We start from the raw sequence: 23,321 nt of genomic DNA on the forward strand, positions 1-23,321 counted from the left end.
TCCATGAATACCAAACTGAACAAGTTCATGCATTTAGCGTTTAACAACTCCAGTGCCAATGAGGCCGCGCAGGCATTAAAAATGCTGGCCGCTGTGATGCAGGAGCGGTGCATAAACCCGGCCAGCCTACTGCAAATTAAGAGCGACTCCGCCAGCAGCGAGTTGGTAGCTGAGTTGCGTCGTGAACTTTCCATTCTCAAAACAGATTACAACGGCATGATAGACCGTTATAACACTGTTGTACGTGCCCACAAGGAGCGCGGCAAGAAAATTGCAGCTCTGGAGCTGACATTGCTCGAGAATGGTATTGCAGCTGCACAGGGGGCCGCAGAGACGCAGCAGGAAGGATCTTCTGCATCGGAGGGGTCTATTGCTGACCGAATCAGCAAAATGAAGAGTAGCACGGCGGATCTGGCTAACCACCCGAAAGCAAAGGCAACGCGACGCCTGTCTGATGAGTTGGCTGCGCAGAATGAGCAGTTTAAAGGGCGTTGGAACTACCAAGAACCCAGCCAGAGTAGCAAGTATGGTGATGCACATTATAGCTATAACTACGGCGACACCCTGCATATGTGGATCAGTAAATCGGAAACCAGCGACGGGTTTTCAGTAACTCTCGCGACCTTTGGCCCACGCGGAGGCAGAAAGGACAGTAAATATAAATCTTTTAACAATGAGTCCTCATTGATGGACTGGTTACTGAAAGAGTGGGGAGTGTTGAAGTGAAGAATAAAAGTACACATAGGAATGACTAGTGGTTAAAGGGGCTGCACCGATTACTTAAGCTACATTGTATATCATGTGAGTGTCTGCTTCTCGCTCAAAGCTGATAATCAAGTTCGAACGGTTGAATAATAAATTGTTATTTTTTTATTTTCAGTTTAAATAAGATACTCTAATTTATTACTAGCTTTAATTATTATAACTAAACCTATTATTTAATATAAATAATAGGTTTGAGTGTTTGGCGGCAAGTTTAATAAGCTCTCAATCATTTAAAATATCTTTCCCAAAACCACTCCAACCCAAACTAAAAATCAACCAGTTACATACAAACCAAGATCACATAAAAAAAGATTATCACCAACAATGATTATAACTTATTTAATAAGTTACCTAATTATTATGGGTATAATGCTACACTACATAGGTTGAGGGAGTATGGTGGGTAATACAACTAATTATCAGTATGATGTTTTATCAATAATTGTAAAAGAAAAAATCAGGACACCAATAAGACTCCAAAATTTTATAAATGATTGATTATATAAATCAGTCGGTTCCATCGAGCATCGGCTCTACTCTGTTTTCAAATACTGCACCGAACTCCCATCAGGCAACTTCTTGCCTCTCTCACGATAAAATGCCAATCGTTCGTTAAAATACTCGCGCAGATGTGCTGGTTGTTGTCGTTCAACTTCCACGGCAACAACGGGCATATTGCGTGGTGTTTATATTTTATTGAAATAAAACATGTAGCCACAATTAGGGCATAATAAGATTAGGTTTTTCTTAAGTTTGTGTTTGTTTTGTTTAGCTACGTAAGAACAGCTTGGGCAGGTAACTTCTACTAGTGCGTCTTGAAACATTCTTATCACATTAAAAGCTTTCATATCTTTCACCCATTATAGGGATATCGTGATTCAGTGTACGCTACTTTGTATTTAATTGCTCAATTTTTGCTCTTTTATTTGTGGTGACAAGTTTTATTACACCACATGATAAAGCACAGCAAGTACGTTTGAGTATTTAAGGTGCCAGAAACTGTCTGTTGGTTAGCCAACTACCACACACTCACCTTCAATAAAATCCTCTCCGTCATCTTCGCATTTCACAAGACGACACTTTCCACATAAGCCATATCGACTAACGACACAACGAACACCAGGAGAGCTACTTGAGCCTTGGTGTTTGTTTTGTCGTCTCTCATAGCTGGATATTTTTTCTAACAAGCCATCTTTAACCATGCTATCTAATGTTCTGCGAGTAGATTCGAGAATACTTTTCTTGTTAAAAGAATCCTATCCTTTAAGCATTAAGCTACACCAGAAACCTCAAAAGGAGGGGTGCCTATTTCGCCAGCTACTCATGCAAAATTATCAGGCTTAAATAATTCCATTATCTTTTTTTCTTTCTGGATTAGCTTCATGAGGTTCATAACAGCTCCAGTTAGTTTTTGGATAGGTGGAATTAAAAATGAGGAGGTGGTATAAAAGTATCACCTTTCTTTTTTTTTGCATTCATGTTTTATCTAAAAATAACCTCTAAAAATCCAAAAGGGGTATTTATGGGGGTATGAAAATTTATTTGTATGTTTATTTTTATATAAATCAGTGTGTTAACCTATTTATTTTGTTCTCTCCTCCTCCGCCATATCAACATCTCCTAGCGTCTCCTGAAGTCTCCCAAACCCAGTAAAATCAAACCTTCATACTAAATCATTATCTCCTGAAGTCTCTTGAAAGAACCACCATTGTTGGTAAAACCAAAATGGGTAATAAGATGCTAAAAGCTTTAGAAGATCTAACTGAAATAGTCAGCTAAATTTCTGTGTGTATGATATATCATTCATCACTTGCTACCCTTATTATAATGTTCCGTGACCTTTGTTTTATAACAAACTTAGATGCCGCTCTATTAAGGCTAATTTATTTAATAGTCAGATAAAGATGATTTCTTGTTGATGATGTTAATGATAATTGTTAGCATTAACTCTCTATTATGGAGAGTATACTATGAAAAATAAATATCACCTGCTAGCAATATCTCTTTCAGCATTACTTCCTTTTACCGCATCAGCTACAACATATCCAGTTACTATTACTGATACAGATGGACAAAAAATAACGTTAAAACATGAACCAAAACGCATTATATTACAAGATGGTAGAGATATTTTAACGCTGGCTTTGCTTGATAGACATAATCCGTTTGAAAGGGTTGTAGCATGGAATAATAATCTAAAAAAATCGGACCCACAGACAGTTTCTTTATTAGAACAGAAATGGAAATCTAATATAAATGCAATCCCTGATATGGGATTTAATGACAAAGGTGAGGTTAATGCCGAGCAAGTTATTGCGCAACAGCCTGATGTTCTGATTGCTCAACTAAGAGCAAAACCCGCATTAGAAGGATCAGGTGTTGTCAGTATTTTAAAAGAGGCCAATATTCCTATTATTTATGTTGATACTTTCTTAGAGCCAGTCAAAAATACGAAAGAAAGTGTTGAACTTCTTGGTATCATTTTAAATAAAGAGAATGAAGCTAAAGAATATACAGATTTTTATCAACAACACCTAGATAATATTAAAAATAAAACTCAAGAAATTAAAAATAAACCAAGTGTATTTGTAGAAGCAAAGGCTGGAGCTAATGGTGATGGGTGCTGCTTTACACATAATAATGCGGGGTGGGGTGGTTTGATTCAAGCTATTGGTGGTGACAATATTGGTAGTCATTTCTTACCAGGAGCCTCGGGTGTTATTTCTTTAGAACAAGTTATTAGTACTAAACCTGATGTTTATATTGTAACGGGATCTCGCTGGATTAATAAAAATAATATTTCTGCACCATTTGGTTATGGGGTATCTAACAAAGAGGCTCAAGAAGGTTTCAAACGATTGAAGAGTCGAATTGGATTTAATCAAATCACTGCGGTTAAAAATGAACGATTATATGGTATATATCATAATTTCTATAATCATCCATATAACATCGTTGGCTTAGAGTATTTAGCAACCTTTATTTATCCTGAACAATTTGCTGAATTAAAGCCAGAAAATACCTATAAAGAGATAATAGAAAAATATACCACATTACCCAACGCTGAATTTCTTTGGGCAGCAAAAGCAGATAAATAAAAATTCAAGTTATAGCCCTTTTTTAAGGGCTTTCTATCTTCATTTACATTTCGAACAATCAGAGTATCTGGCTTAATAAAGTTAAAATAAGGCTAATAACTATAATAATGAGCAATACACCTAGAAACGTTCTTGCTAAAAGGCAAGAGAGTGTTGTAGGAGGTGCTTTAGGAAAAAGTGCAGATAAACACCAATAGGCTAATATAGTGGTTAAAAAAATAGAAAAAAGTATATAACTAATAAAAAAGATCATTTATTGATACTCTTTTGGTGTTAATAATAAATAACAGTTCAGTTATCACTTCATTTTTGAACATCTACAGTATTTATCGTTCTATACCGCTTTATTAATATTTTCCAATACGCATTAAAGCATCTTCAACATCTTCATCATGATCAATTGTAAAAGCAATAAAATCCTCAGTTTTTGGAATTTTTTTGTAAGTCTCTGTTTGCTTAAACAGCGTTAGAGATTCTGAAAATATTTGAATAATTTTTGTTAAAATGTGAGAGTAAGAATCGTCTTCATAAGGCGTTTGATAAAGTTGTTCTAAGGTTCTTTCATCAATAGGGTAAATAGTACTAAAGCATTGGTATTCCCAATCACCTGTATTGTACTTTAAGCTTTTTATCTCGTTATTTGAATGGTAATTGTAGCTATTAGATTGATCTTGATAGTATTTTAATGTTTTTTGAAAATGTTCTTCAGTGTTAAAGCAAAGATTTATTTCTCCATACGCGGCATTTAAATCGAACGCAAAGGCGTAAAAGATTTCGCCACTTTTTTCCGTTAAAAATTTCTCTGTTTCTGTTATCGCAAAAGAAATAATATCATTTTTTATATTTTTAACTACTTCATCATTTAATATCATAGTTAAATCATAATCCAGTTAGATACAGTCACAATACTCTTTAATTAATACAGGAGTATTCAGAATATCGGTCATAAAAATTGCTCTATATGACGATAATTAGAATAGTATATTAATATTATGATTTAATGATATAAAATATTCAGTTTCTACTTTTGATTCGTGATAAAAAACACCTAATGATAGCTCAAAAGGTGTTTTCGAGTAATTATTGACGTGCAGTAATGCGTTTCTCTTTACGATTAAACCAATTTTCACGCAATTTATCGTAACTAAGATTAAATGCATATGTATAGAAAAGGAAAAAGGCAAAGAAGCCGACTTCCAATAAGAATGCATTCCACAGTGACATATTTAATAAAAATGCTAATATTGGTAAACCAATGATCACAAAGCTTAATTCAAATCCAATGGCATGCATGACTCGTATTTTTGTTGGTCTTGGACCTTTGATTAAAGGCCAATAGCGGTCAAAAATCATGTTATAAAATAAATTTAATAACATAGCTAATGTTGATAAAATAATAGCAACGGTTCCCATTTGAAAAATTGAGCGACCCAAAATCCATGCACTAAGTGGCGCTGTTATTGCGATAGCTATCACTTCAAATGAAACAGCGTGAAAAACGCGCTCAGTAAATGTTTTTTGATATTGGCTCATATCCCACCTCAAATTAATTATTTAGCAAAAAACAGATGCAATTATTGGTGATATTTTGTATATATACAAAATAGGAGCCATCGAAAAAAACGATACCATAATGAACTATTCCATAGAAACTCTGCGTACATTTGTTGAAGCCGCCTCACTAAAATCATTTTCTGCCGCTGCTCGAAAATTAAATAAAAGTCAGTCTACAGTGAGTAGCACAATTACAGGATTTGAAGATGATATGGGCTTTGAATTATTTGAACGAAAGGGGAGAGAATCAACGCTAACCTTTGCAGGGCAAAAGGTACTAAGCTTAGTTGAAGATATATTAGCGGCAGATGAACGATTACAGGCATTAAGAATAGAGCTATCACCAGAAATGGAGCCTCGTTTAAGTTGCGTTTTTTCTGATATGTATCAACCCCCTTATTCTGAGCAACTCTTAAAAATGCTAGATAAAGAATTTCCTCATATTGAGTTTGAGTTTCTTGTCGCTGAAAATGATGATGTCATTAATATGCTACAAAATAATCAGGCACATATCGGTATGATGGAATCACGAATAGAATATCCAGCCGATATTGCTTTTGCCCGTTTACCCGTAAGTGGTGAGTTAGGATTATATGCACATAAAACTCACCCACTTGCGAAAGAAAAGCAAATTAGCTATCAACATTTAACCATGCATCGTCAATTACGGCTAAGTAGTCGTGCTCAATTTGTCATCAATAGTGAAAAAAATTGGCTGGCACCTAACTATTTATTGATACTTGAAATGGCAGAGCAAGAAATGGGATGGGCAATATTACCCACTTGGTTAGTTGAGCAATTTGGACATGACTTACTCGTCAGTCTGAATTATGACCAGTTTCCGAAAAAAATAGATATCGATTTAGTTTGGTCGAGAAATAATCCACCAGGAAAAGCAGGATATTGGATGATTGATAAACTATTGAAAAATAATATTCAATCTTCTCGATAAAAATGAGGGAAGCAATCACCTTCATTAGCAATAGTGAAGGTGATATTAGTCCATTATTATCTTAATAATATTAACTCACCAACCACAGACATTTGTTTCTTCATCCATATCATAGCCACGTACAATATTGATAAGATCTTTTACCATTAGGCTCGACATCTCTGCATCTAATAAATTAGTCAAAAAGCTCTCTTTATTGACAGAAACACCATTATTTTTATTTGTTAATGCTAAGGTAAGTTCTTGCGAATCAATATTTACTTTGCTTTTTAGCTCATCAACTAAGAGTAAAATTTCTTGAGTTGCAACGTCTGGGATATACAGAATTTTAGGATTAAGAAAGATTTTTTGGGATTTATTTCGGCCATCAGCGCTAATCAATTCTAATAAATAGCCTTTGTTTTCATTTTCCATAATCAACCTTTAACCTTCAGCAAGTATTTTAGGATCGACATAAAAATCGACGTTAAAAACAGTATCTTGAGTTTTCGCTTCTATTTTGTGCCACGTCTTTGGTGGAAATACACCAAATTCACCTGCATTAATCACTAGAGTTTCGGTTGGCTCAGGGCTGAATTCATCTGCATAGGCATAATAAATAATCGTACCTTGCATGACCGATAATTTAGGATAAACCCCTTGGCGAGTTCCTTTATCTAAATGTCTTTCCCAAATTGATTTAGGGGCAGTGTCTTTCGTCCAAAGTGGCGTCGCACGTACATGAATATAGTGAGTAGGGATAATAATTCTTTCCATTTTACCGCCCTAGAAAACGTGAATAGATTGATTTTTATACTTTTTATCTTGATTAAAAAGAAAAATCGTAGTTGATAACGTAGTAAATTATTATGCGCTAAATAAAATCTACCTCTTATAATGAAGCATTTCAAATGCAATTTAATAAAAATATACAACGATATTATTCATTTTTTGTCTAATATATTGTTTTATATCACTTTATTATTTTGAATTAATTTTTAATATTTAAAATATTTTTTAGTTAAAGACTGTTTTTTTAGGCTGCAAGCACGCTTTTCGTGGGAATTTACTCATCAACATAGTTTCTTTGTTCTATAATTGATCAAGTATTGGGCATTAATATTTAATTCATTATTTAACATAATTGAGATATCACTATGGAATTAAAGGATTATTACGCCATTATGGGTGTTAAATCTACGGATGATATTAAAACGATTAAGACAGCTTATCGTCGTTTAGCAAAAAAATATCATCCTGACGTGAGTAAAGAGCCTGATGCAGAAGAGCGTTTTAAAGAAATTGCTCAAGCATGGGAAATATTAGGTGATGAGCAACGTAGAGCTGAATACGATGAACTTTGGGCACATCGCAACGATCCTAAATTTAGACAATTTACGCAACAGCAATCAAATACAAATCAAGAACGTTTTAACCAAGAAGATTTTGACGATTTTTATGCTTCATTTTTTGGTCAACATTCTCCCTTTGAAGGGCGTCGAGCTCAACAGGCGCCTAAACAGCGTGGGCATGATTTAGAAATAGAATTAGCTGTTTTTCTGGAAGAATCACAGGAAGAGCATAAACGCACAATAAGTTACCACTTACCTGTTTATAATGTCTTCGGTATTTTGGAAAAAGAAATTCCTAAAACACTGAATGTTAAAATTCCCGCAGGTGTTATTGATGGGCAACGTATACGCTTAAAAGGGCAAGGTACTTCGGGTGAAAATGGAGGCGAAAATGGTGATTTATGGTTAACTATTCGTATTGCACCTCATCCTCTATTTGATATTAAAGGCCATGATTTAGAAATAGTTGTTCCTGTAGCTCCTTGGGAAGCTGCATTAGGTGCAAAAATTCCTATACCTACAATAAAAGAAAAAATCTTGTTAACTATTCCGGCGGGAAGTCAGGCAGGACAAAAGCTACGTATTAAGGGAAAAGGGTTAGTTAGCAAAAAGGTCAGCGGTGATTTATATGCAATTTTAAAAATTGTGATGCCACCTAAACCCGATGAAAAGATACGCGAATTATGGCAACAAATTGCAGATAGCCAGACCGATTATAATCCACGTAAAGACTGGGAGAATAAATAATGGGTCAATTAACAACAACAGTATTTACTGTCACTGAGTTTTGTCATCATACGGGAATATCAAATGATGAGCTCAAAGAGTTTGTAGCTCTTGGGGTGATCGAACCGCTAGAAATTGAAACTGAGGAGTGGTTTTTCGATGATAATGCTATTGTGGTGACACATCGTGCATTAAAACTTCATAAAGAACTCGCATTAGATTGGCATGGTATCGCCATAGCACTGACTTTATTAGATGAAAATGAACAGTTAAAACAAGAAAATAAGCAATTACGTCAGCAGTTAATGCGTTTTATAAATGAATAAAGATCAATAAAATAGCCACTAAATGAGTTAAAGATTTTTAGTGGCTATTTTTATGCCACAGTTTTATTGTTAACTCACTACTTTAAAACACTTTATTTATTGATTTTAATAATTATTTCCCTCCGTAGCCTTCTCTAATTTCTAAAACTACCATGCTATATAAATGAACAAAATAGCGATGTGATCACATATATACCCATAACCATTAGGTTATTATTCTCATAATAAAAAAATTATTTAATGCTGCTTTTTTCATAAGATATTTATCTTTCGTAAGGGAAAAATAATGAAGTCGATCCAAACCAATAAATTAATAGAATGGCGTAGAACGTTTCACCAGTTTCCAGAAATTGGCTGGACTGAATTTGTAACGACAGGCACGATCATCAGCATATTGAGAGAGATGAATATTGAGGTAAAAGCGGGGCCTCATATTATTTGTCGAGAAAGCATTTTAGGTAGAGATGAAAAATTAGTTAATGAAGCTATCAAAATAGCTGAAGAAGAAGGGATCAGCACCGAGTTATTAGTTGAAATGGATGGTTTAACAGGGTGTATGGCAATTATTGATACAGAAATTCCGGGGCCTACATTTACTTTTCGTTTCGATATTGATTGTGTTTATGTCCAAGAGTCAAATGATGATACACATCTACCTAATAAGCAGGGATTTGCTTCATGTCGTTCTGGATTAATGCATGCATGTGGTCATGATGGGCACACTGCAGTAGGACTTGGCTTAGCACATTGGTTAAAACAGAATATTCACGCTTTACGTGGGAAATATAAATTAATATTCCAACCCGCAGAAGAAGGAGTGAGAGGTGCAAGAGCAATCAGTGATAGTGGAATATTAGATGATACCGATTATTTTATGGGTATGCATATTGGATGTAATTTGAAAAAAGGTGAAATAGCACTCGATCCTTTTGATTTCCTTTGTACTACTAAATTAGATATTTCTTTAAAAGGTAAAGTCTCTGATGCCACGGATGAGCCTGAAAAAGGAAATAATGCTTTAGCTGGGGCATGTTTTTTAGTTAATGAAATATTAGCCATACCAAGACATGGTAAAGGTATGACAAGAGTGAATGTTGGCACTTTAATTGCGGGTGAAAATCGTAGCCTTATTCCTAGTTCCGCGAAAATGCAATTAGAAGTTCGAGGACAAGATGCCGAAATAACGCAATATTTGTTTGATAATATAAAAAGATATGTCGATGCTGCCGCAGTTGCTTATCAATTAGACACAAAAATAGAAATTACTGGTGAAGCAACAAACTTCAGAAATGATCCTGAAATGATAAACATCATGCAAGGTGCTATTAATTCACACCCAGAATTAGTCAATATCACATTACCTTTAGGGGGAAGTGAGGATGTTTCATTAATGGTAAGAAGAGTACAAGAGAAAGGGGGAAAAGCGATATTCTTTTTGGTGGGTGCCGACCAAAGTGATGGGCATCATAAAGAAAAATTTGATATCGATGAAGAAGCACTTTCCATCGGCTTAACACTTTTTACTGAAGGTATCCTCTCTATCCTTAATATGTAAAAATAATAAGAAGGTCTATTCTATTTATCTATATTACATAGAATAAGACCTTAGTGTTTATTTAATTGGAATTGAAAATAAAGAGGCTTCTGGTTGATGCTCTTTAATAAACTCAATATAGAGCTGTGTCTCATGCTCGGTCTTTTTCGAGGTGAAAAAAAAGATATTACTCGTAATAGTGGGTGTGAATTCTCGATAAACAATATCTTCTGTTTCAATAATAGGAAATGAATTAATTAAACTCACTCCTAACCCATTTTTTACAAATGTCATTGCTGTGTTTTGATCAGAAACTTCAGCAATAATATTGGGCTTAGATTTTGATTTATTGAGTGCTCGATCAATAACTGTACGACCAATATTATTTTTAACTAAAGCAATAAAAGATTGTTCATGTAAATCATCAGGTGTAATGATATTTTTTGTACATAGCTCATGTGTTTTAGGGATTGCACAAATAATTTGAGTTTCTCTCATCGGAATTTGAGTCAAATTATAATTGCTATTAATGGTCATATTATCAGTAATAACAATATCAGCTTGTTCTTTTGCAATTAAAGAAAGTAGTTGCTCACTTCTAGATATTTCTAAGTGGACATTAATTTGATATGTTTTGATAAACAGAGCAGTGACCTGATTGATAAAACCATAGGCTAATGTTGGTGGAACTAGAATTCTTAGACTCCGTTTTTTTTCTTGATGATGAAAATGGCTTAATCGGCTGAAAGATTCAGCGATATTGGCGATTTCTTCATAAAGCAATAAGGCATCAGAGTTTGGTATTAATTTATTATTTTCACGAGTGAATAACTTTTTACCACAACGTTTCTCGATCTGATTTAATGTCTGGCTTACCGCTGGTTGAGAAATACCTAGCTGCTCAGCTGCATTAGTGACACTTCCCTGATCAATCACGGTTTGTATAATTTCAAGGTCACGTAAAGTTGCCCATCCTACTGACCAAGAAGTTCTTTTTATATTAATTGCCATTGTGTTTTTTGTTTTAGTCAGTTTATCTTGTGTTAGATTATACAGTTAATAAGTTGATTATTAAATAATAGCGATGATAGAAAATTTATAGAGCAAAAAGATAAGGATAACTCATATAAAACCTCTTGTTAGGGTATTACAGATGCTTTTATTTATCGCAATATAAAACAATTAACAAAGGTTGTTATGGTATGCAATATATCGTTATTATCTTTAATATCAAAAACTGTTTTTATAAATAACGTAATTTTTAATCACATAATAAAAGGTTGTTAATAACAAATTATTTTTCCTTTTATTTGTATTTTAAATGAATCTTTTAATAAATCTTATTAATATTAATATGATGCATATAATTAATGTTTTTATTTTAAAATATAATGGTCATTGAGATATAAATCACGGAAACCCACGCTTTTTCATTGTTAATATTTTGCATCAAATTATCTATCTGGTTTTTTATTTTGACTCTAAAAAGATACTTAATTGATCTACAAATTATAAATAACAAGCAAATGGGGAGTTTTATGTCTTTATTCAAAAAGGGTATTATTGCCTTATCCGTTAATATTGCATTAGTTTCTTCAGCTTTAGCCTGTACAACGTTGTTAGCAGGAAGTGAAGCAACAAATGATGGTTCGTTGATTATTGCTCGTAGCGCAGATAGTGATGCATTAAAAGCACAACATTTTGTTATTCATCCTGCTAAATCGAATCAAACGGGTATTTACAGTACCAAAGAACATAACGGTGCTAATAATTTTACATATCCATTACCTAAGAATTCATTACGCTATACCACTGTACCGAATTGGAAAACACAACTTCACGGTGCAACGGGATTTAATGAACTGGGTGTGGGTGTCAGTGGTACTGAATCTATTTTTGCTTCACCTAAAGCACTCTCTTTTGATCCCTATGTTGAAGAAACTGGGATAACTGAAGATGATATTCCAGATGTCCTGCTTTCAAGAGCAAAAACAGCTCGTGAAGCCGTGGAATTATTAGGTAGTATTATTGAAAAGCAAGGTGCTGGTGAAGGATTTGGTGTTGCTGTTGTTGATAAAAATGAGCTTTGGTATTTAGAAACTGGAACTGGACATCATTGGATCGCACAAAAATTACCTAAAGATAAATACTTTGCAACAGGAAACCAAGGTCGATTACAACACTATGATATTAATAGTAATGATGTTTTAGGCTCTAAAAATCTCGTGGAATTTGCTGTTGAAAAAGGGCTTTATAATCCTGAAAAAGAAGGGGCATTTAATTTTTCAAAGGCTTATACACGAGATGACGAACGAGATCGTACTTATAATGATCCGCGAGTATGGATTATCCAGCAACAATTTAATCCATCATTAAAACAAGCTGTGGATGATGGTCGTAATTTCGCACCTTTATTAACGCCAGAGAAAAAAGTATCTGTTGAAGAAGCTAAAGCGATGTTACGTAATCACTTTGAAGGAACAGAGCACGACCCATATACCAATGGATTAAATGGTAAAGAGCCATGGCGCCCAATTAGTGTATTTAGAACTTATGAAGCGCATGTCATGCAAGTCCGTCCAGAACTTCCTCAAGCAATAGGAGAAGTCACTTATGTAGGATTAGGTATGGCGGATTTAACTGCATTTGTTCCGTATTACAGTGGATTAAAAGCTTATCCGCAACATTATGGAATAGGAAGCAATCAAGCAGATAATGATTCTATTTACTGGAAATATCGTAAGTTACAAACATTAGTAATGACAGATTATCCAAAACTCGCACCAATAGTGAAAAAAGCTTATCAAGAGTGGGAAGCAAAAACTGCATTAGAGCAAAAAGAAATGGAAGCTAAATATCTCACTATGGTGAAAACAGATAAAACTGGTGCAGATAAAATGCTTAATGAATTTAATCTACGAGTCATGACAGATGCTGAAAAATTAACTGAAAACTTAATGAATGAATTGTTTACAGTAAGAACAAAAGATATTCAAGACGATATTTTCTTTGCTAATAAGTCTAAGAAAGATTGATAGAAGAGAAGTATTTTAGATATCTATTTTAATAGAAAGATCCCAATTCTATTGGGATCTTTTTTGTAGATAAAACTTATTAAAGAACAGGAATATAGTAGCTAATTTTTTGTAAGTATTGTTCACTTTGTTCAAGTAATTTATCGTAACTCATAGATTTTTTCAGCGTATATTGTTCAATATCAGGGCCAGGCCTACGTAATAAATTCATTTTTGGTAATACTTTAGTATATACCGTGTAAATAATATCATCGTAACCTGTTAATGAGTCTAAAATTTCATCCATATCAAAAGTAATTGCTAAGTAATTACCACTAGGTAATTCTAATTGTGACATTGACGATAGATTAGATGTTGTTGATAATTTTTCTTTATCAACGGCGGTACTATAAATGTACATCGTATCTTCTAATGTACTCGCAGATGCTCGATGCATTGCATATAGCTCTGTGGGTATTGTATGTAGGTCCTTTAAAAATTTACGCCAAAATTCCTTTCTAAATTTTTTCTTGTCTGAATTCCACGTTGAAACAGGTTTGTTGTATTGGTGAGACATACCCGCTAATTTTAAGGAAGGAAAGGTAACGACTTCATATTTAGCACTAAGTTCAACAGTTTCTAGTGCAGGGAAAATCAGCTCACTAATATCCCAACCCGGCTTTTTTCTGTATTCGGAAGGCGTAATATTAAACTGTTTTTTAAATGCGCGACAAAATGTTTGTTGAGAGTCAAACCGATATTTCAATGAAATATCAAGCAGGCTACAACGCGTTATGCGTAAAGCATAAGCACCGCAAGATAAACGGCGGGCGAGTATGTATTTTCCTAAAGATATTCCTGTATATGCTTTAAATAAACGCTGAAAATGCCATTTTGTATAACCTGATTTTTCAGCAACAATATCCAGTGATAAGCTTGAATCAAGATTTTGCTCAATCCAAACAATAATATCTTTAACAACATTCTCTTGAAGCATGAATATTCCTATTCTTTTTCTCTATCGATATTTTTCAATAAGATCGACTTAATTTATTGAACTACAATAAATTTATATGTTCTAGGATAGTAGCATATCGTATAGTGATAATTACACTGAATAAAGTAAAATAGACAGATATTAATGTAAAGTTATGTATTGTAATTTGTTTTAATTAAAATTAATTTTAATTAAAAGGTTGCATTTTAACTCACTCATCAATGATTGATGACTTTTTATTAAAATTAATCTTAAATTAAAATATTCATATATATTTTTAGTCTTAAAAAATGCGGAGATATCCTATTTTATATTTAAAAGATAAAGCCTAGCCTAAATTAATTAGTAAAATCTTACTTGGTTATTTTAGGAGATGTAAATGAATAAGTTTTTTTCTATTTCTGCTATTGCATTAGTTTCTTCATTAATAACAGCTCCTGCTTTGGCAGCTAAAACGGATACTTATAACTGTGAAGGCCAAAAAATCAGGGTTTCTTTCCCTACTGAACAGCTAGCTGTTATGTATTACAGCGATGAAATTATTGTTTTAAAAGAAGCTATTGCGGCTAGTGGTGCTCGTTATGTTGGTGAGAATTTCCAAATTTGGGGTAAAGGCAAAGGTGAGTTTAATTTAGCAACGATTTCAGAAGATGATGCAGTAAATGGACGTGTTGCTGAAGATAAAGGACGTACTTGTAAATTAGTAAAATAACGTAGAAGTGAGTCATAAATAAAAAAATTAAATAAATATAGTAAAAATTGAAAATAAAAACGATTAGTATCGATAAAATAATAACGCATTTTTTATCACACAAATAAATTGGGCATAGGAAATAAATCATTTATAAAGACAGTGTTATTGTGATTTTCACTGTGGTGATCAATGGTAGGACTCTTACCTATTACGGCTAATTTGATTATACTAATAGAGATTAGTATGAAATCTACTTATTTTTATTTTTTAAAACAAAAAATAAATTTAGGTTTATCCACTTATCTGCAACGAAACAAAATTTATTGCGAGTTTATATGAAATCTTACCCTTAGCTAGTCTCAACATTAATTTTTAAAAGCAAAACTTAAAAATAGACATTGCTGTGCAAATTGGCAGGTAATGTGTTATCAAAAATTAATAAAAGACAAAATTTAATGAAAATTAAAAACTCAAGAAAATATAATGTATCATTACCAGATAATAGAATTTTAACGTGGTATGAATCAGGTCCAGAGCAAGGTAAGCCAGTATTATTTTGTACTGGTGCAGGTATGAGTGGTTTATTAGGAGTCGAAGTTGACCTTTTAAATAAGCTTAATATTCGGTTGATTACACCCACTCGCCCTGGATTAGGCGATTCCACCTTTGATCCTCAAAAGTCGTTAAAATCTTTTTCTAAAGATATTTTATTTTTATTAGATCATCTTCGTATTAAAAATATTAATGTAATGGGGTTTTCACAAGGTGCTGTTTTTGCTATGGCTCTTTGTGTTTATTGTCATGTTGATAAATTACTTATTGTCGCAGGACAAGATCAATTTGACTATCCAGATACACAAAATAAGCTAACAGATGATGTTGTTAATATGCAACGTCAAGCTGTTGGATCACCAGATTCGTTAACCAGTTGGATTAAGCAAAATATAACAGCCAAGTGGTTAATGGATTTTATTCTAAATTATAGTGCCGATGTTGATTTGGCTATTTATAAATCAATTGATTTTCTCCCAGTTTATCAAGAATGTATGGTAAAAGCCTTTAAACAAGGCAATGATGGATATACTCAAGATTTGCTGATTACTATGCAACCTTGGGGATTTTCACCTGAAGAAATAAAGACACCAACAACCTTATGGTATGGTATGAAAGATACTAGTACAGTTCATTCTCCAGACTTTGGGGATTTATTATTTCAACGTTTTCCTAATGCTGAGCGGCATTTATGGCCTGAAGAAGGCGGTTCACTTCTATGGACGAAAACAGAAGAAATTTTATTAGAACTAGCTGATTAAGGTGATGTAGTACATTAATGATAGAGTAGATACTGGTTATCTTAAAAAAATAACAGTATCTACTTTTTTATTCATGTTCTTAAATTAAAATAATGAGATAGGTAAAATAGATAATTATTTTTATCTTATAATTATTTTCTAATTTGACGGGTGAAAAGTTTTTTTAAAATAAAGATGAAAATAATTTGCTATAAAATGAATTATATGACTTAATAGCGCCACTGGTTTGGAAGTACAGACCTATTTATGTTAGTGCAGTTTTAAGTAGTTCACCGTTTAGCGTTATCCATGATACCTCTTCGTTGCGAATTCCTTCAAATAGTGACCATAAGTAAAAATCCGAAATCAAACCGCAAACAATGCCTTATGGCAAAATAATTAATTAAAGGAAATCTTATGTCTAATACAATGACTGGTACAGTAAAATGGTTTAACGATGATAAAGGTTTTGGCTTTATCACTCCTAAAGACGGTAGCAAAGACGTATTCGTACACTTTTCAGCGATCCAAAGCGATAGCTTCAAATCTCTGAAAGAAGGCCAAGAAGTTTCATTTTCTATCGAAAATGGCGCTAAAGGACCAGCAGCAGCGAACGTAATCGCTCTGTAATTTACTGTATATATTGCTTAATGCAATATGGATACAAGTAAGATCTAAAAAACCTCACTTCGGTGGGGTTTTTTTATATCAATTTCTAGTATTATTTAAATTTGAAGTATATTTATTAAAGCGTATAAAAAATAGTTTTATTAAAGTTATGTAAGTATTTAATGTAAATTATTTAAAATTCTATAAAGTTATTTACTTTAATGCCTAATAATTTTTACAGATAAATAAATTAATGGATAAATTAATTCTTATAATGGCAAAATAAAGGCATTAAGACATTGCCTTCTCAATCAAAAGAAAGAAAAAAACTTTATTAGAATAAAAAATATCAGATAAATCATAAAAATAATTTAAGATAAAAATTAAATTAATATTTAGTGACTTATCTTAAACAATTGCTGTCTAATTTAATGTGGCTTAAATGCTTTTTAGTTCCTAAAGGACAAACTTGTGTACGCTAAAAATGTTTTCTCATTGCATCTATTACATCCAAAATATATCTTAACTTGGTTTGGTGTCTTTATTCTTTTTTTATTAGTACAACTTCCTTATGCTTGGTTACTTTTTTTAGGTAAATATCTTGGGTTGTTATCTCGTTTCTTTGTCAAAAGAAGAGTCTCGATCATAAAGAAAAATTTAGAATTATGTTTCCCTAATAAAGATGAAAATGAAATTAACAAGCTTGTTATGGATAATTTATCGTCACTAGGTGTCGCATTATTTGAAACGGGCATGGCGTGGTTTTGGAGTGACCGCCGATTAAAAAATCTCTTTGAAGTACAAGGGATCTCCAATTTTACTGATGCAAATGATAAAAAAGCTGGAATTTTATTAATTGGTATCCACTCTATGTCTCTAGAGCTGGGTGGGCGCATTATGGGGCTCTGTTTTCCTGTGAATGCGATGTATAGACCACATAATAATAAAGCGATGGAGTTTATCCAAACTAAAGCAAGATGCCGTTCAGATAAGGGCATGATAGATAGACGCAACTTAAAGTTTATGGTTATGGAGTTAAAAAAAGGGAAGGCAATTTGGTTTGCTCCTGACCAAGATTTTGGTTTAAAAGGTACAACATTTTCTCCATTCTTTTCTGTTGAAAAAACATCAACTTCAAAAGGAGTTGCTATATTAGCAAAACTATCAGGGGCACCTTCTTTAACTGTTACTTTGGTCAGAAATGAAAATCAGAAAGGTAAAAAATACAGTTTAATCATTGGTAAAGAATTGATTAATTATCCTTCTGAAGATATTCAAAATGACACAGATAGAATGAATAAGTTGATTGAAACCGAAATTATGCGAGCACCAGATCAATATTTATGGGCTCACCGCCGTTTTAAAACTCGACCAGCAGGTGAAGCCAGTTTTTATAATTAATTATGAATATATTATATAAAAAAAGACCAACACATGATGTGTTGGTCACAGTAAATACTGGAAGCAATGTGAGCAATGTCGTTGTGAAAAACCAAGTAAAACACTCAACTATTCACAAGGTAAAAGATAATCATTATCATTTGAATTGTCAACCCTAATATTTGTATGGATTTGGAAGATAAAGATAGGGGATACAAAGCAAAGATAAGAAGATAAAAAATTTTATAAATAAGTTAAAACAGAGTTAGCAGATATAGAAATAAACTATATCTGCCTAATATATTATAACCATAATAGAGAATACCATTTATATAATAATGAATTCTAACTCTTGGAAAATATATACTCGTTATTTAATAATAAATATTATTTCTATTTGATAGAATTTAATGTTTATTAAAAATATAGGATTTTAAACTTACTATATTAATTGTATACAATATCCATTATTCCTACATTTTCTTTGATCCAATTTATGCTCATTGAACCTTTATTTTCACCTAATTGAGCATTAAACATTTTATTGGGTTCGATTTTATGTAAAGTTTCTTCCATTTCAGTTCCATTCCAACAATTTGCTTTAAAAGTATTTCCTACTGAGTCGGTCATACAATTCCCCTCTACAATTGAACCTGTAAATGTAATTGTTCCTGAACCGATTACTTTATTATTATTTGCCATAGTTGGAGTTGATAATAAAAGTGCTAAACAAGTTCCGATAATAAAATTCTTTTTCATTTTATATTTCTCAAATATTCTTTCTTTGGTTAATTTCTTGATTTTTTTTCTGTGTACGATGAATAAATATCTTTTCGTACCGAGTTGATGGAAGAAATATTAGAGGAAAAAAATATATCAATCTGTAAAAAATCTTGATAGTTAATGACAGATAGATAAAGATTTATGAATGAATTTATGATTTTTGCAGTACACAACTATTAATATAAATTGATTGTTATTTATATAATTACTTGAAACTTAAGGATTAAATTTATTTTTGATTATTTTTGTTAATAAGTTAACTTTTTTTGATATTAGTTAAGTTACTTAATTTTTTAGTGATACATTTTGTCGTTAAAATAGAAAACTTATAAAATGAGTAATTTCAGAGTTCAAAAAAATTTGTCAAAGTATTACAAAGAAATGGTTATTAAGAATAAAAAAACCATCTTTATTCGATGGCTTTTAAATAGATAAGATAGAACTTGATATTGAAGGGAAGTAAATTATAGGTAATTGTCCATTGCAAAAGATATAACAAGCATAATATGTTTGTGCTATGGAAAAAAACAGGAAAGCACGTTTAGTTTGAAAATAGTGAGAGTTTAGCGATTGAGCATCTTAAGAGGATAATTGAGATAAAAATATCCCCGCACGAGGCGGGGGAAAAATTAAATATCTATCAGTGATGAAATACTGAAACCAATAGTAAGGGAAAAAGATATCAATCTGTAACAAACTTTAAAAAGAAATAATAAGAATAAAGTGAAGAGTTGGAATAATTTTCTGAAAAAATTAAATTTTGTTTGATTTTTTCTATTTAATTATTTGATTTTATTTGATTTTAATTTTCACTTAACAGTGAGGCTAAATGATATAAACTGAAATCATCTTGGTTTAACTATAAAGTTTGCATACATTTAGTTGAAAATTTTGATAATTTACTTCGTTGGTTAGAATAACAATATGCTTATTTATAATGAGATTGGAATTAAAAATAGACAATAATAAGATCTTATTATTGTCTATTTAAAAAAAATTAAAGAAAAATGTATATTTATCTGTTAGTTACCATTTTGTTACATCAATTTCATTGTTCTGATATGCCTTCGCAATATAAGAAAAGATATTGTTGCGTATATAAGGATTTATTTCTTTGGGATACATTTTCCAAGCTTGTTGTAAATAAGGTAACAACTCACTATCGATGTAATTTGAGCTCGATAATGCCTGAATTGCACCTAAGCAGATCTCTTCATTTTCGGAGATTGCGAGTTCATAAAATGCTGATGTTTTATCTTTTAAATTAAGATCATGAGAAGCTGCATAAATTGCACTTCTTATTATTTCTACGTTTGAGTGAGTAAAGAAGGGTTGGAAATCTTCAACTAAAACAGCTTTTAATTCGGCCAAAGAGTAACCGATAAAACGCAATGTATCTTCGCTATTCGTTACTTTAAGAATTGGGAAAAGGTTATCTTTGAAAAGAGAACATTGATCTCTATATTTAAAGTAAATAATAGGAATAACAATGTCTGTTTTTTCATCAAATGGAGCAACTAAAGCTTGCTGAATATAAGGCAATGCTTGTTCTTTAAAATAAGAGGCTAAAACATTTAACGAAACTTTATATAACTCAATATCTTCAGTTTGCAGTTGTTGTTCTAGAAAATATAAACTGCTGTTGGATAATTCAGGTAACTTAGTTAATGAGTTGATAGCACTAATTTTTTTTGTAATATCTTTATTATTTTTGGCAAAATGAAGTAACGTTTCTTCATTACCTCCCATTCGATGACCAAACCAGCTTGTATCATAGCCTAAAATCACTTCATCTAACCAACGTTCGTACCACTGTGTAAATGAAGTTTCATAGGAAAATATGTAAGGAGTATCTGAATTAACCCAATCAGATGTATATAAAATATGACCTTTATATTTACCATTGACCACTAATAAAAGATCGTATTCACATCCACAAGTACCTAAATAAAGCGTACCTTGATGAATTCTATCGCAAATAATATCAAAGTCTTCATCACTACAGTCTTCGGGGACATGACAAAGTGCTTTCCACTCATCAATATTCATTTTAGGTTTAAGTAAGCAGGGTAATGCACAATTTTGTACACCATTTCTATCTATTGCGTCATCAAAAGCATATAGGCCATAGTAAGGGCCTGCACCACCATAAGAGCCTGTACCACCATTGCCAATTTGAGTTACAAAGGCGATATAATCTTCGGGAAATTCACATCCAGCCTTTGCTTGTAGCTGGTTAACTTTCTCTATTGAGAGTGGAGAGCTTAGTTGATATTTATGATTGTCAGCACCAAACTCCTTATATTCATGATCAATACTAGTTGCTAGTACTAATTTCTTACGGATACGCTCGATAGGATTATCTGCATATTTTTTATTAAGTTGTTCCCATTGCTGCTTTGGTGTTAGCTCTTTATTTTTTCCAATGATGGTGGAAATAAAACCCATGATTTAAAATCCCTATTGATGATATGGTTTAATTATAACGTATTGATTTTATGATCCTTTTTATATATTGATAACCAAATACAATATTACTATCTTACGTTAGATTCACTATAAACTATTTTAGCTTTAACAAGATAATAGTATTTTGAAGGAAAGTATGTCCTCCATTTAGGGTTAAGTGGGTTATGGAATAATACAGATAAAAAAAAGACCAACGCTAGGAGAGTTGGTCAATAAATACTAGAAGCAATGTGAGCAATGTCGTTGTGAGAAACTGAGTAAAATACTCAACTATTCACGAGATAAAAGATAATCATTATCATTTGATGTGTCAACCCTAAGAAAGTTGCGGTTATTATTTATTCACACTAAAAGTCAATAAATTATCTTACTTTATAGAAACTAAAGTTGGAATTTTATTATTAATAACAACAAGATCACTACTTTCTGATTTAGTGTTTATCGTATTCTTAACAGCATTCATTTTTTTCATTTTATTGACTAAATCTTTAAAATGCTGAGAGCGTAAATGTATCGTTTTCTTAACCATGAATTTTCTCCTTATGAATTGTAGTCATAACAATAATAAGGATATTATTTAAATGCAAATGATAATCAATATTATTTAAAGTGTGTGATTTGATGGTAAAGTGCTTATGTTTAGGTAAATACTACGATTTTATCTGCTTTTTTGCATAAGTTTTCTTATCTTCGCTCTCTTAAAAGAGTGATATTATGAATAATAAAAGGAACTAATAGAGGATTTTGGCGATGGCATATGATTTAACGAAGAGATTAGTCATAGGGCTTTCCTCTAGTGCATTATTTGATTTAAAAGAATCAGATAATATTTTTCGCACACAAGGAGAGGAAGCTTATCGAAAATATCAACATAAAATGCAGGATGTATCTCTAAATAGAGGTGTTGCATTTCCTTTTATTAGTCGGCTTTTGAAGCTAAATAATATTAGACCTGACGATCCACTCGTTGAAGTTATTTTGTTATCTAGAAATGATCCCGATACTGGATTAAGAGTGATGAATTCTATTGAACATTATAAGCTAGGGATCACCCGAGCCGTATTTCTTCAAGGAAAATCACCTCATATTTATATTCCAGCATTTGATATTGAGTTATTTTTATCTGCTGATCATGACGATGTTTTACAAGCAATTAATGCAAATTATCCAGCAGGACAGATATTAGAAGGCCATGTTAATGATGATGATGCCGATGAATTAAGAATTGCGTTCGACTTTGATGGTGTGATCGCTGATGATGAAGCAGAAGTTATTTATAAAACTTCAGGGGAGTTGTCTCAATTTCACATGCATGAAGCTAAAATGGTTGATGTTCCTCATAATCCTGGGCCATTAAAAAAATTTTTACTGCGTATTTCTGATATTCAAAAATTAGAATTAGAAAAAGTAAAACAAGATCCTACATATATTCCATTGCTTAAGATCTCTATTGTTACTGCGCGTAATGCACCATCTCATAAACGTGTTATTAATACGATGAGAACATGGGGAATTTCTGTTAATGAAGCCTTTTTTATGGGGGGAGTAGAGAAAGCCAATGTTTTGAGAATTCTAAAACCTCATATATTCTTTGATGATCAAAAGCTGCATTTAAAATCATCATCTGAATTACCTTCTGTCCATATTCCTTTTGGAATAGCAAATAGAAAAATAGATAATAAATAATAAGTATTTAATTATTGAGTGTCTGATATATAGCATACACTCAATTTTTATTTTGTCTAATTATGTTTTTCCTTTAATTTAAATAATAACTTTATTAGAAACTGGATCTAT

At 32.2% G+C, this 23,321-nt stretch carries 24 protein-coding genes; 12 read left to right on the forward strand and 12 right to left on the reverse strand.

Going from position 1 to position 23,321, the window contains the following annotated elements:
• Positions 1-3: 3 nt before the first annotated feature.
• A complete protein-coding gene (locus tag ACWPWK_RS16935) occupies positions 4-726 on the forward strand; it encodes a GumC domain-containing protein (protein WP_089503252.1) in 723 nt (240 codons plus the stop codon).
• A 572-nt stretch (positions 727-1,298) separates the two neighbouring features.
• Here the strand turns inward: ACWPWK_RS16935 and ACWPWK_RS16940 are convergent.
• The 3 genes from ACWPWK_RS16940 to ACWPWK_RS16950 form a co-directional block, all read right to left on the reverse strand.
• Positions 1,299-1,439 (reverse strand): DNA polymerase III subunit theta, encoded by a 141-nt coding sequence (locus ACWPWK_RS16940; protein WP_089503251.1) that lies wholly within the window; start codon positions 1,437-1,439, stop codon positions 1,299-1,301.
• Between the two features lie 12 nt (positions 1,440-1,451).
• Complete coding sequence (locus ACWPWK_RS16945) at positions 1,452-1,613, reverse strand: YnfU family zinc-binding protein (RefSeq protein ID WP_215534280.1); 162 nt, start codon at positions 1,611-1,613, stop codon at positions 1,452-1,454.
• A gap of 162 nt (positions 1,614-1,775) precedes the next feature.
• Entirely contained in the window at positions 1,776-1,967 is a 192-nt protein-coding gene (locus ACWPWK_RS16950) for a hypothetical protein (RefSeq protein WP_004247006.1), read from the reverse strand.
• Between the two features lie 768 nt (positions 1,968-2,735).
• Between ACWPWK_RS16950 and ACWPWK_RS16955 the strand changes: the two genes are divergently transcribed.
• Positions 2,736-3,863, forward strand: a complete 1,128-nt coding sequence (locus tag ACWPWK_RS16955) for an ABC transporter substrate-binding protein (RefSeq protein WP_109372791.1) — start codon at positions 2,736-2,738, stop codon at positions 3,861-3,863.
• A 347-nt stretch (positions 3,864-4,210) separates the two neighbouring features.
• Here ACWPWK_RS16955 and ACWPWK_RS16960 read toward each other — a convergent pair whose 3' ends face one another.
• Positions 4,211-4,735, reverse strand: coding sequence for a DUF4303 domain-containing protein (locus ACWPWK_RS16960; protein ID WP_109372792.1), 525 nt, complete (start codon positions 4,733-4,735; stop codon positions 4,211-4,213).
• A gap of 208 nt (positions 4,736-4,943) precedes the next feature.
• On the reverse strand, positions 4,944-5,396 hold the full coding sequence (locus ACWPWK_RS16965; protein ID WP_109372793.1) for a multidrug/biocide efflux PACE transporter: 453 nt from the start codon (positions 5,394-5,396) through the stop codon (positions 4,944-4,946).
• 100 nt (positions 5,397-5,496) lie between these two features.
• Here ACWPWK_RS16965 and ACWPWK_RS16970 point away from each other — a divergent pair, with 100 nt between their 5' ends.
• On the forward strand, positions 5,497-6,369 hold the full coding sequence (locus ACWPWK_RS16970; protein ID WP_109372794.1) for a LysR family transcriptional regulator: 873 nt from the start codon (positions 5,497-5,499) through the stop codon (positions 6,367-6,369).
• A 75-nt stretch (positions 6,370-6,444) separates the two neighbouring features.
• Here ACWPWK_RS16970 and ACWPWK_RS16975 read toward each other — a convergent pair whose 3' ends face one another.
• Together ACWPWK_RS16975 and ACWPWK_RS16980 are read right to left on the reverse strand one after the other, a co-directional pair.
• Positions 6,445-6,783: a DUF1869 domain-containing protein gene (locus ACWPWK_RS16975; RefSeq protein ID WP_167392490.1), complete on the reverse strand. Its 339-nt coding sequence runs from the start codon at positions 6,781-6,783 to the stop codon at positions 6,445-6,447.
• Between the two features lie 9 nt (positions 6,784-6,792).
• A complete protein-coding gene (locus ACWPWK_RS16980; RefSeq protein WP_109372796.1) occupies positions 6,793-7,125 on the reverse strand; it encodes a DUF1971 domain-containing protein in 333 nt (110 codons plus the stop codon).
• Positions 7,126-7,505: 380 nt separating this feature from the next.
• Here ACWPWK_RS16980 and cbpA point away from each other — a divergent pair, with 380 nt between their 5' ends.
• The 3 genes from cbpA to ACWPWK_RS16995 all read left to right on the forward strand — a co-directional run bounded on the left by cbpA (position 7,506) and on the right by ACWPWK_RS16995 (position 10,307).
• Positions 7,506-8,447 carry a curved DNA-binding protein gene (cbpA, locus tag ACWPWK_RS16985; RefSeq protein WP_109372797.1) on the forward strand — a complete coding sequence of 314 codons (942 nt, stop codon included), beginning with the start codon at positions 7,506-7,508 and terminating at the stop codon, positions 8,445-8,447.
• The gene (cbpM, locus tag ACWPWK_RS16990; protein WP_109372798.1) at positions 8,447-8,752 is read left to right on the forward strand and encodes a chaperone modulator CbpM; all 306 of its coding nucleotides are present in this window, start codon (positions 8,447-8,449) and stop codon (positions 8,750-8,752) included. Before cbpA ends, cbpM begins: the two co-directional genes overlap by 1 nt.
• A gap of 286 nt (positions 8,753-9,038) precedes the next feature.
• A complete protein-coding gene (locus ACWPWK_RS16995; protein ID WP_109372799.1) occupies positions 9,039-10,307 on the forward strand; it encodes an amidohydrolase in 1,269 nt (422 codons plus the stop codon).
• A 57-nt stretch (positions 10,308-10,364) separates the two neighbouring features.
• On the opposite strand, the gene ACWPWK_RS17000 is transcribed toward ACWPWK_RS16995, so the two are convergent.
• Complete coding sequence (locus tag ACWPWK_RS17000; protein WP_109372800.1) at positions 10,365-11,297, reverse strand: LysR family transcriptional regulator; 933 nt, start codon at positions 11,295-11,297, stop codon at positions 10,365-10,367.
• A 527-nt stretch (positions 11,298-11,824) separates the two neighbouring features.
• Between ACWPWK_RS17000 and ACWPWK_RS17005 the strand changes: the two genes are divergently transcribed.
• Positions 11,825-13,321 carry a C69 family dipeptidase gene (locus tag ACWPWK_RS17005; RefSeq protein ID WP_109372801.1) on the forward strand — a complete coding sequence of 499 codons (1,497 nt, stop codon included), beginning with the start codon at positions 11,825-11,827 and terminating at the stop codon, positions 13,319-13,321.
• Positions 13,322-13,400: 79 nt separating this feature from the next.
• Here the strand turns inward: ACWPWK_RS17005 and ACWPWK_RS17010 are convergent, their stop codons facing one another.
• On the reverse strand, positions 13,401-14,297 hold the full coding sequence (locus ACWPWK_RS17010) for an AraC family transcriptional regulator (protein WP_109372802.1): 897 nt from the start codon (positions 14,295-14,297) through the stop codon (positions 13,401-13,403).
• A gap of 379 nt (positions 14,298-14,676) precedes the next feature.
• Here ACWPWK_RS17010 and ACWPWK_RS17015 point away from each other — a divergent pair, with 379 nt between their 5' ends.
• The 4 genes from ACWPWK_RS17015 to lpxL all read left to right on the forward strand — a co-directional run bounded on the left by ACWPWK_RS17015 (position 14,677) and on the right by lpxL (position 18,293).
• Positions 14,677-15,009: an MliC family protein gene (locus tag ACWPWK_RS17015; protein WP_109372803.1), complete on the forward strand. Its 333-nt coding sequence runs from the start codon at positions 14,677-14,679 to the stop codon at positions 15,007-15,009.
• 437 nt (positions 15,010-15,446) lie between these two features.
• Positions 15,447-16,304 (forward strand): alpha/beta fold hydrolase, encoded by an 858-nt coding sequence (locus ACWPWK_RS17020; protein WP_109372958.1) that lies wholly within the window; start codon positions 15,447-15,449, stop codon positions 16,302-16,304.
• Between the two features lie 396 nt (positions 16,305-16,700).
• Positions 16,701-16,913 (forward strand): transcription antiterminator/RNA stability regulator CspE, encoded by a 213-nt coding sequence (gene cspE / locus ACWPWK_RS17025; RefSeq protein WP_006537332.1) that lies wholly within the window; start codon positions 16,701-16,703, stop codon positions 16,911-16,913.
• A 450-nt stretch (positions 16,914-17,363) separates the two neighbouring features.
• Positions 17,364-18,293 (forward strand): LpxL/LpxP family Kdo(2)-lipid IV(A) lauroyl/palmitoleoyl acyltransferase, encoded by a 930-nt coding sequence (lpxL, locus tag ACWPWK_RS17030; protein ID WP_109372804.1) that lies wholly within the window; start codon positions 17,364-17,366, stop codon positions 18,291-18,293.
• Positions 18,294-18,719: 426 nt separating this feature from the next.
• Here lpxL and ACWPWK_RS17035 read toward each other — a convergent pair whose 3' ends face one another.
• The 3 genes from ACWPWK_RS17035 to ACWPWK_RS17045 form a co-directional block, all read right to left on the reverse strand.
• The gene (locus tag ACWPWK_RS17035; RefSeq protein WP_109372805.1) at positions 18,720-19,031 is read right to left on the reverse strand and encodes a hypothetical protein; all 312 of its coding nucleotides are present in this window, start codon (positions 19,029-19,031) and stop codon (positions 18,720-18,722) included.
• Positions 19,032-20,081: 1,050 nt separating this feature from the next.
• The gene (locus tag ACWPWK_RS17040) at positions 20,082-21,503 is read right to left on the reverse strand and encodes an SMI1/KNR4 family protein (protein ID WP_109372806.1); all 1,422 of its coding nucleotides are present in this window, start codon (positions 21,501-21,503) and stop codon (positions 20,082-20,084) included.
• 388 nt (positions 21,504-21,891) lie between these two features.
• On the reverse strand, positions 21,892-22,053 hold the full coding sequence (locus tag ACWPWK_RS17045; protein WP_167392491.1) for a hypothetical protein: 162 nt from the start codon (positions 22,051-22,053) through the stop codon (positions 21,892-21,894).
• Positions 22,054-22,274: 221 nt separating this feature from the next.
• Here ACWPWK_RS17045 and ACWPWK_RS17050 point away from each other — a divergent pair, with 221 nt between their 5' ends.
• Positions 22,275-23,210 carry a 5'-nucleotidase gene (locus ACWPWK_RS17050; RefSeq protein WP_109372807.1) on the forward strand — a complete coding sequence of 312 codons (936 nt, stop codon included), beginning with the start codon at positions 22,275-22,277 and terminating at the stop codon, positions 23,208-23,210.
• Positions 23,211-23,321: the final 111 nt, after the last annotated feature.

It is taken from the genome of Proteus sp. Marseille-Q3619 (assembly GCF_965283115.1).

What these genes read in the sequence shown, in the direction of transcription:
- ACWPWK_RS16935 (WP_089503252.1), top strand. Translation starts at nt 4, where the DNA reads ATGAATACCAAACTGAACAAGTTCATGCATTTAGCGTTTAACAACTCC.
- ACWPWK_RS16940 (WP_089503251.1), bottom strand. Translation starts at nt 1,439, where the DNA reads ATGCCCGTTGTTGCCGTGGAAGTTGAACGACAACAACCAGCACATCTG.
- ACWPWK_RS16945 (WP_215534280.1), bottom strand. Translation starts at nt 1,613, where the DNA reads ATGAAAGCTTTTAATGTGATAAGAATGTTTCAAGACGCACTAGTAGAA.
- ACWPWK_RS16950 (WP_004247006.1), bottom strand. Translation starts at nt 1,967, where the DNA reads ATGGTTAAAGATGGCTTGTTAGAAAAAATATCCAGCTATGAGAGACGA.
- ACWPWK_RS16955 (WP_109372791.1), top strand. Translation starts at nt 2,736, where the DNA reads ATGAAAAATAAATATCACCTGCTAGCAATATCTCTTTCAGCATTACTT.
- ACWPWK_RS16960 (WP_109372792.1), bottom strand. Translation starts at nt 4,735, where the DNA reads ATGATATTAAATGATGAAGTAGTTAAAAATATAAAAAATGATATTATT.
- ACWPWK_RS16965 (WP_109372793.1), bottom strand. Translation starts at nt 5,396, where the DNA reads ATGAGCCAATATCAAAAAACATTTACTGAGCGCGTTTTTCACGCTGTT.
- ACWPWK_RS16970 (WP_109372794.1), top strand. Translation starts at nt 5,497, where the DNA reads ATGAACTATTCCATAGAAACTCTGCGTACATTTGTTGAAGCCGCCTCA.
- ACWPWK_RS16975 (WP_167392490.1), bottom strand. Translation starts at nt 6,783, where the DNA reads ATGGAAAATGAAAACAAAGGCTATTTATTAGAATTGATTAGCGCTGAT.
- ACWPWK_RS16980 (WP_109372796.1), bottom strand. Translation starts at nt 7,125, where the DNA reads ATGGAAAGAATTATTATCCCTACTCACTATATTCATGTACGTGCGACG.
- cbpA (WP_109372797.1), top strand. Translation starts at nt 7,506, where the DNA reads ATGGAATTAAAGGATTATTACGCCATTATGGGTGTTAAATCTACGGAT.
- cbpM (WP_109372798.1), top strand. Translation starts at nt 8,447, where the DNA reads ATGGGTCAATTAACAACAACAGTATTTACTGTCACTGAGTTTTGTCAT.
- ACWPWK_RS16995 (WP_109372799.1), top strand. Translation starts at nt 9,039, where the DNA reads ATGAAGTCGATCCAAACCAATAAATTAATAGAATGGCGTAGAACGTTT.
- ACWPWK_RS17000 (WP_109372800.1), bottom strand. Translation starts at nt 11,297, where the DNA reads ATGGCAATTAATATAAAAAGAACTTCTTGGTCAGTAGGATGGGCAACT.
- ACWPWK_RS17005 (WP_109372801.1), top strand. Translation starts at nt 11,825, where the DNA reads ATGTCTTTATTCAAAAAGGGTATTATTGCCTTATCCGTTAATATTGCA.
- ACWPWK_RS17010 (WP_109372802.1), bottom strand. Translation starts at nt 14,297, where the DNA reads ATGCTTCAAGAGAATGTTGTTAAAGATATTATTGTTTGGATTGAGCAA.
- ACWPWK_RS17015 (WP_109372803.1), top strand. Translation starts at nt 14,677, where the DNA reads ATGAATAAGTTTTTTTCTATTTCTGCTATTGCATTAGTTTCTTCATTA.
- ACWPWK_RS17020 (WP_109372958.1), top strand. Translation starts at nt 15,447, where the DNA reads ATGAAAATTAAAAACTCAAGAAAATATAATGTATCATTACCAGATAAT.
- cspE (WP_006537332.1), top strand. Translation starts at nt 16,701, where the DNA reads ATGTCTAATACAATGACTGGTACAGTAAAATGGTTTAACGATGATAAA.
- ACWPWK_RS17035 (WP_109372805.1), bottom strand. Translation starts at nt 19,031, where the DNA reads ATGAAAAAGAATTTTATTATCGGAACTTGTTTAGCACTTTTATTATCA.
- ACWPWK_RS17040 (WP_109372806.1), bottom strand. Translation starts at nt 21,503, where the DNA reads ATGGGTTTTATTTCCACCATCATTGGAAAAAATAAAGAGCTAACACCA.
- ACWPWK_RS17045 (WP_167392491.1), bottom strand. Translation starts at nt 22,053, where the DNA reads ATGGTTAAGAAAACGATACATTTACGCTCTCAGCATTTTAAAGATTTA.
- ACWPWK_RS17050 (WP_109372807.1), top strand. Translation starts at nt 22,275, where the DNA reads ATGGCATATGATTTAACGAAGAGATTAGTCATAGGGCTTTCCTCTAGT.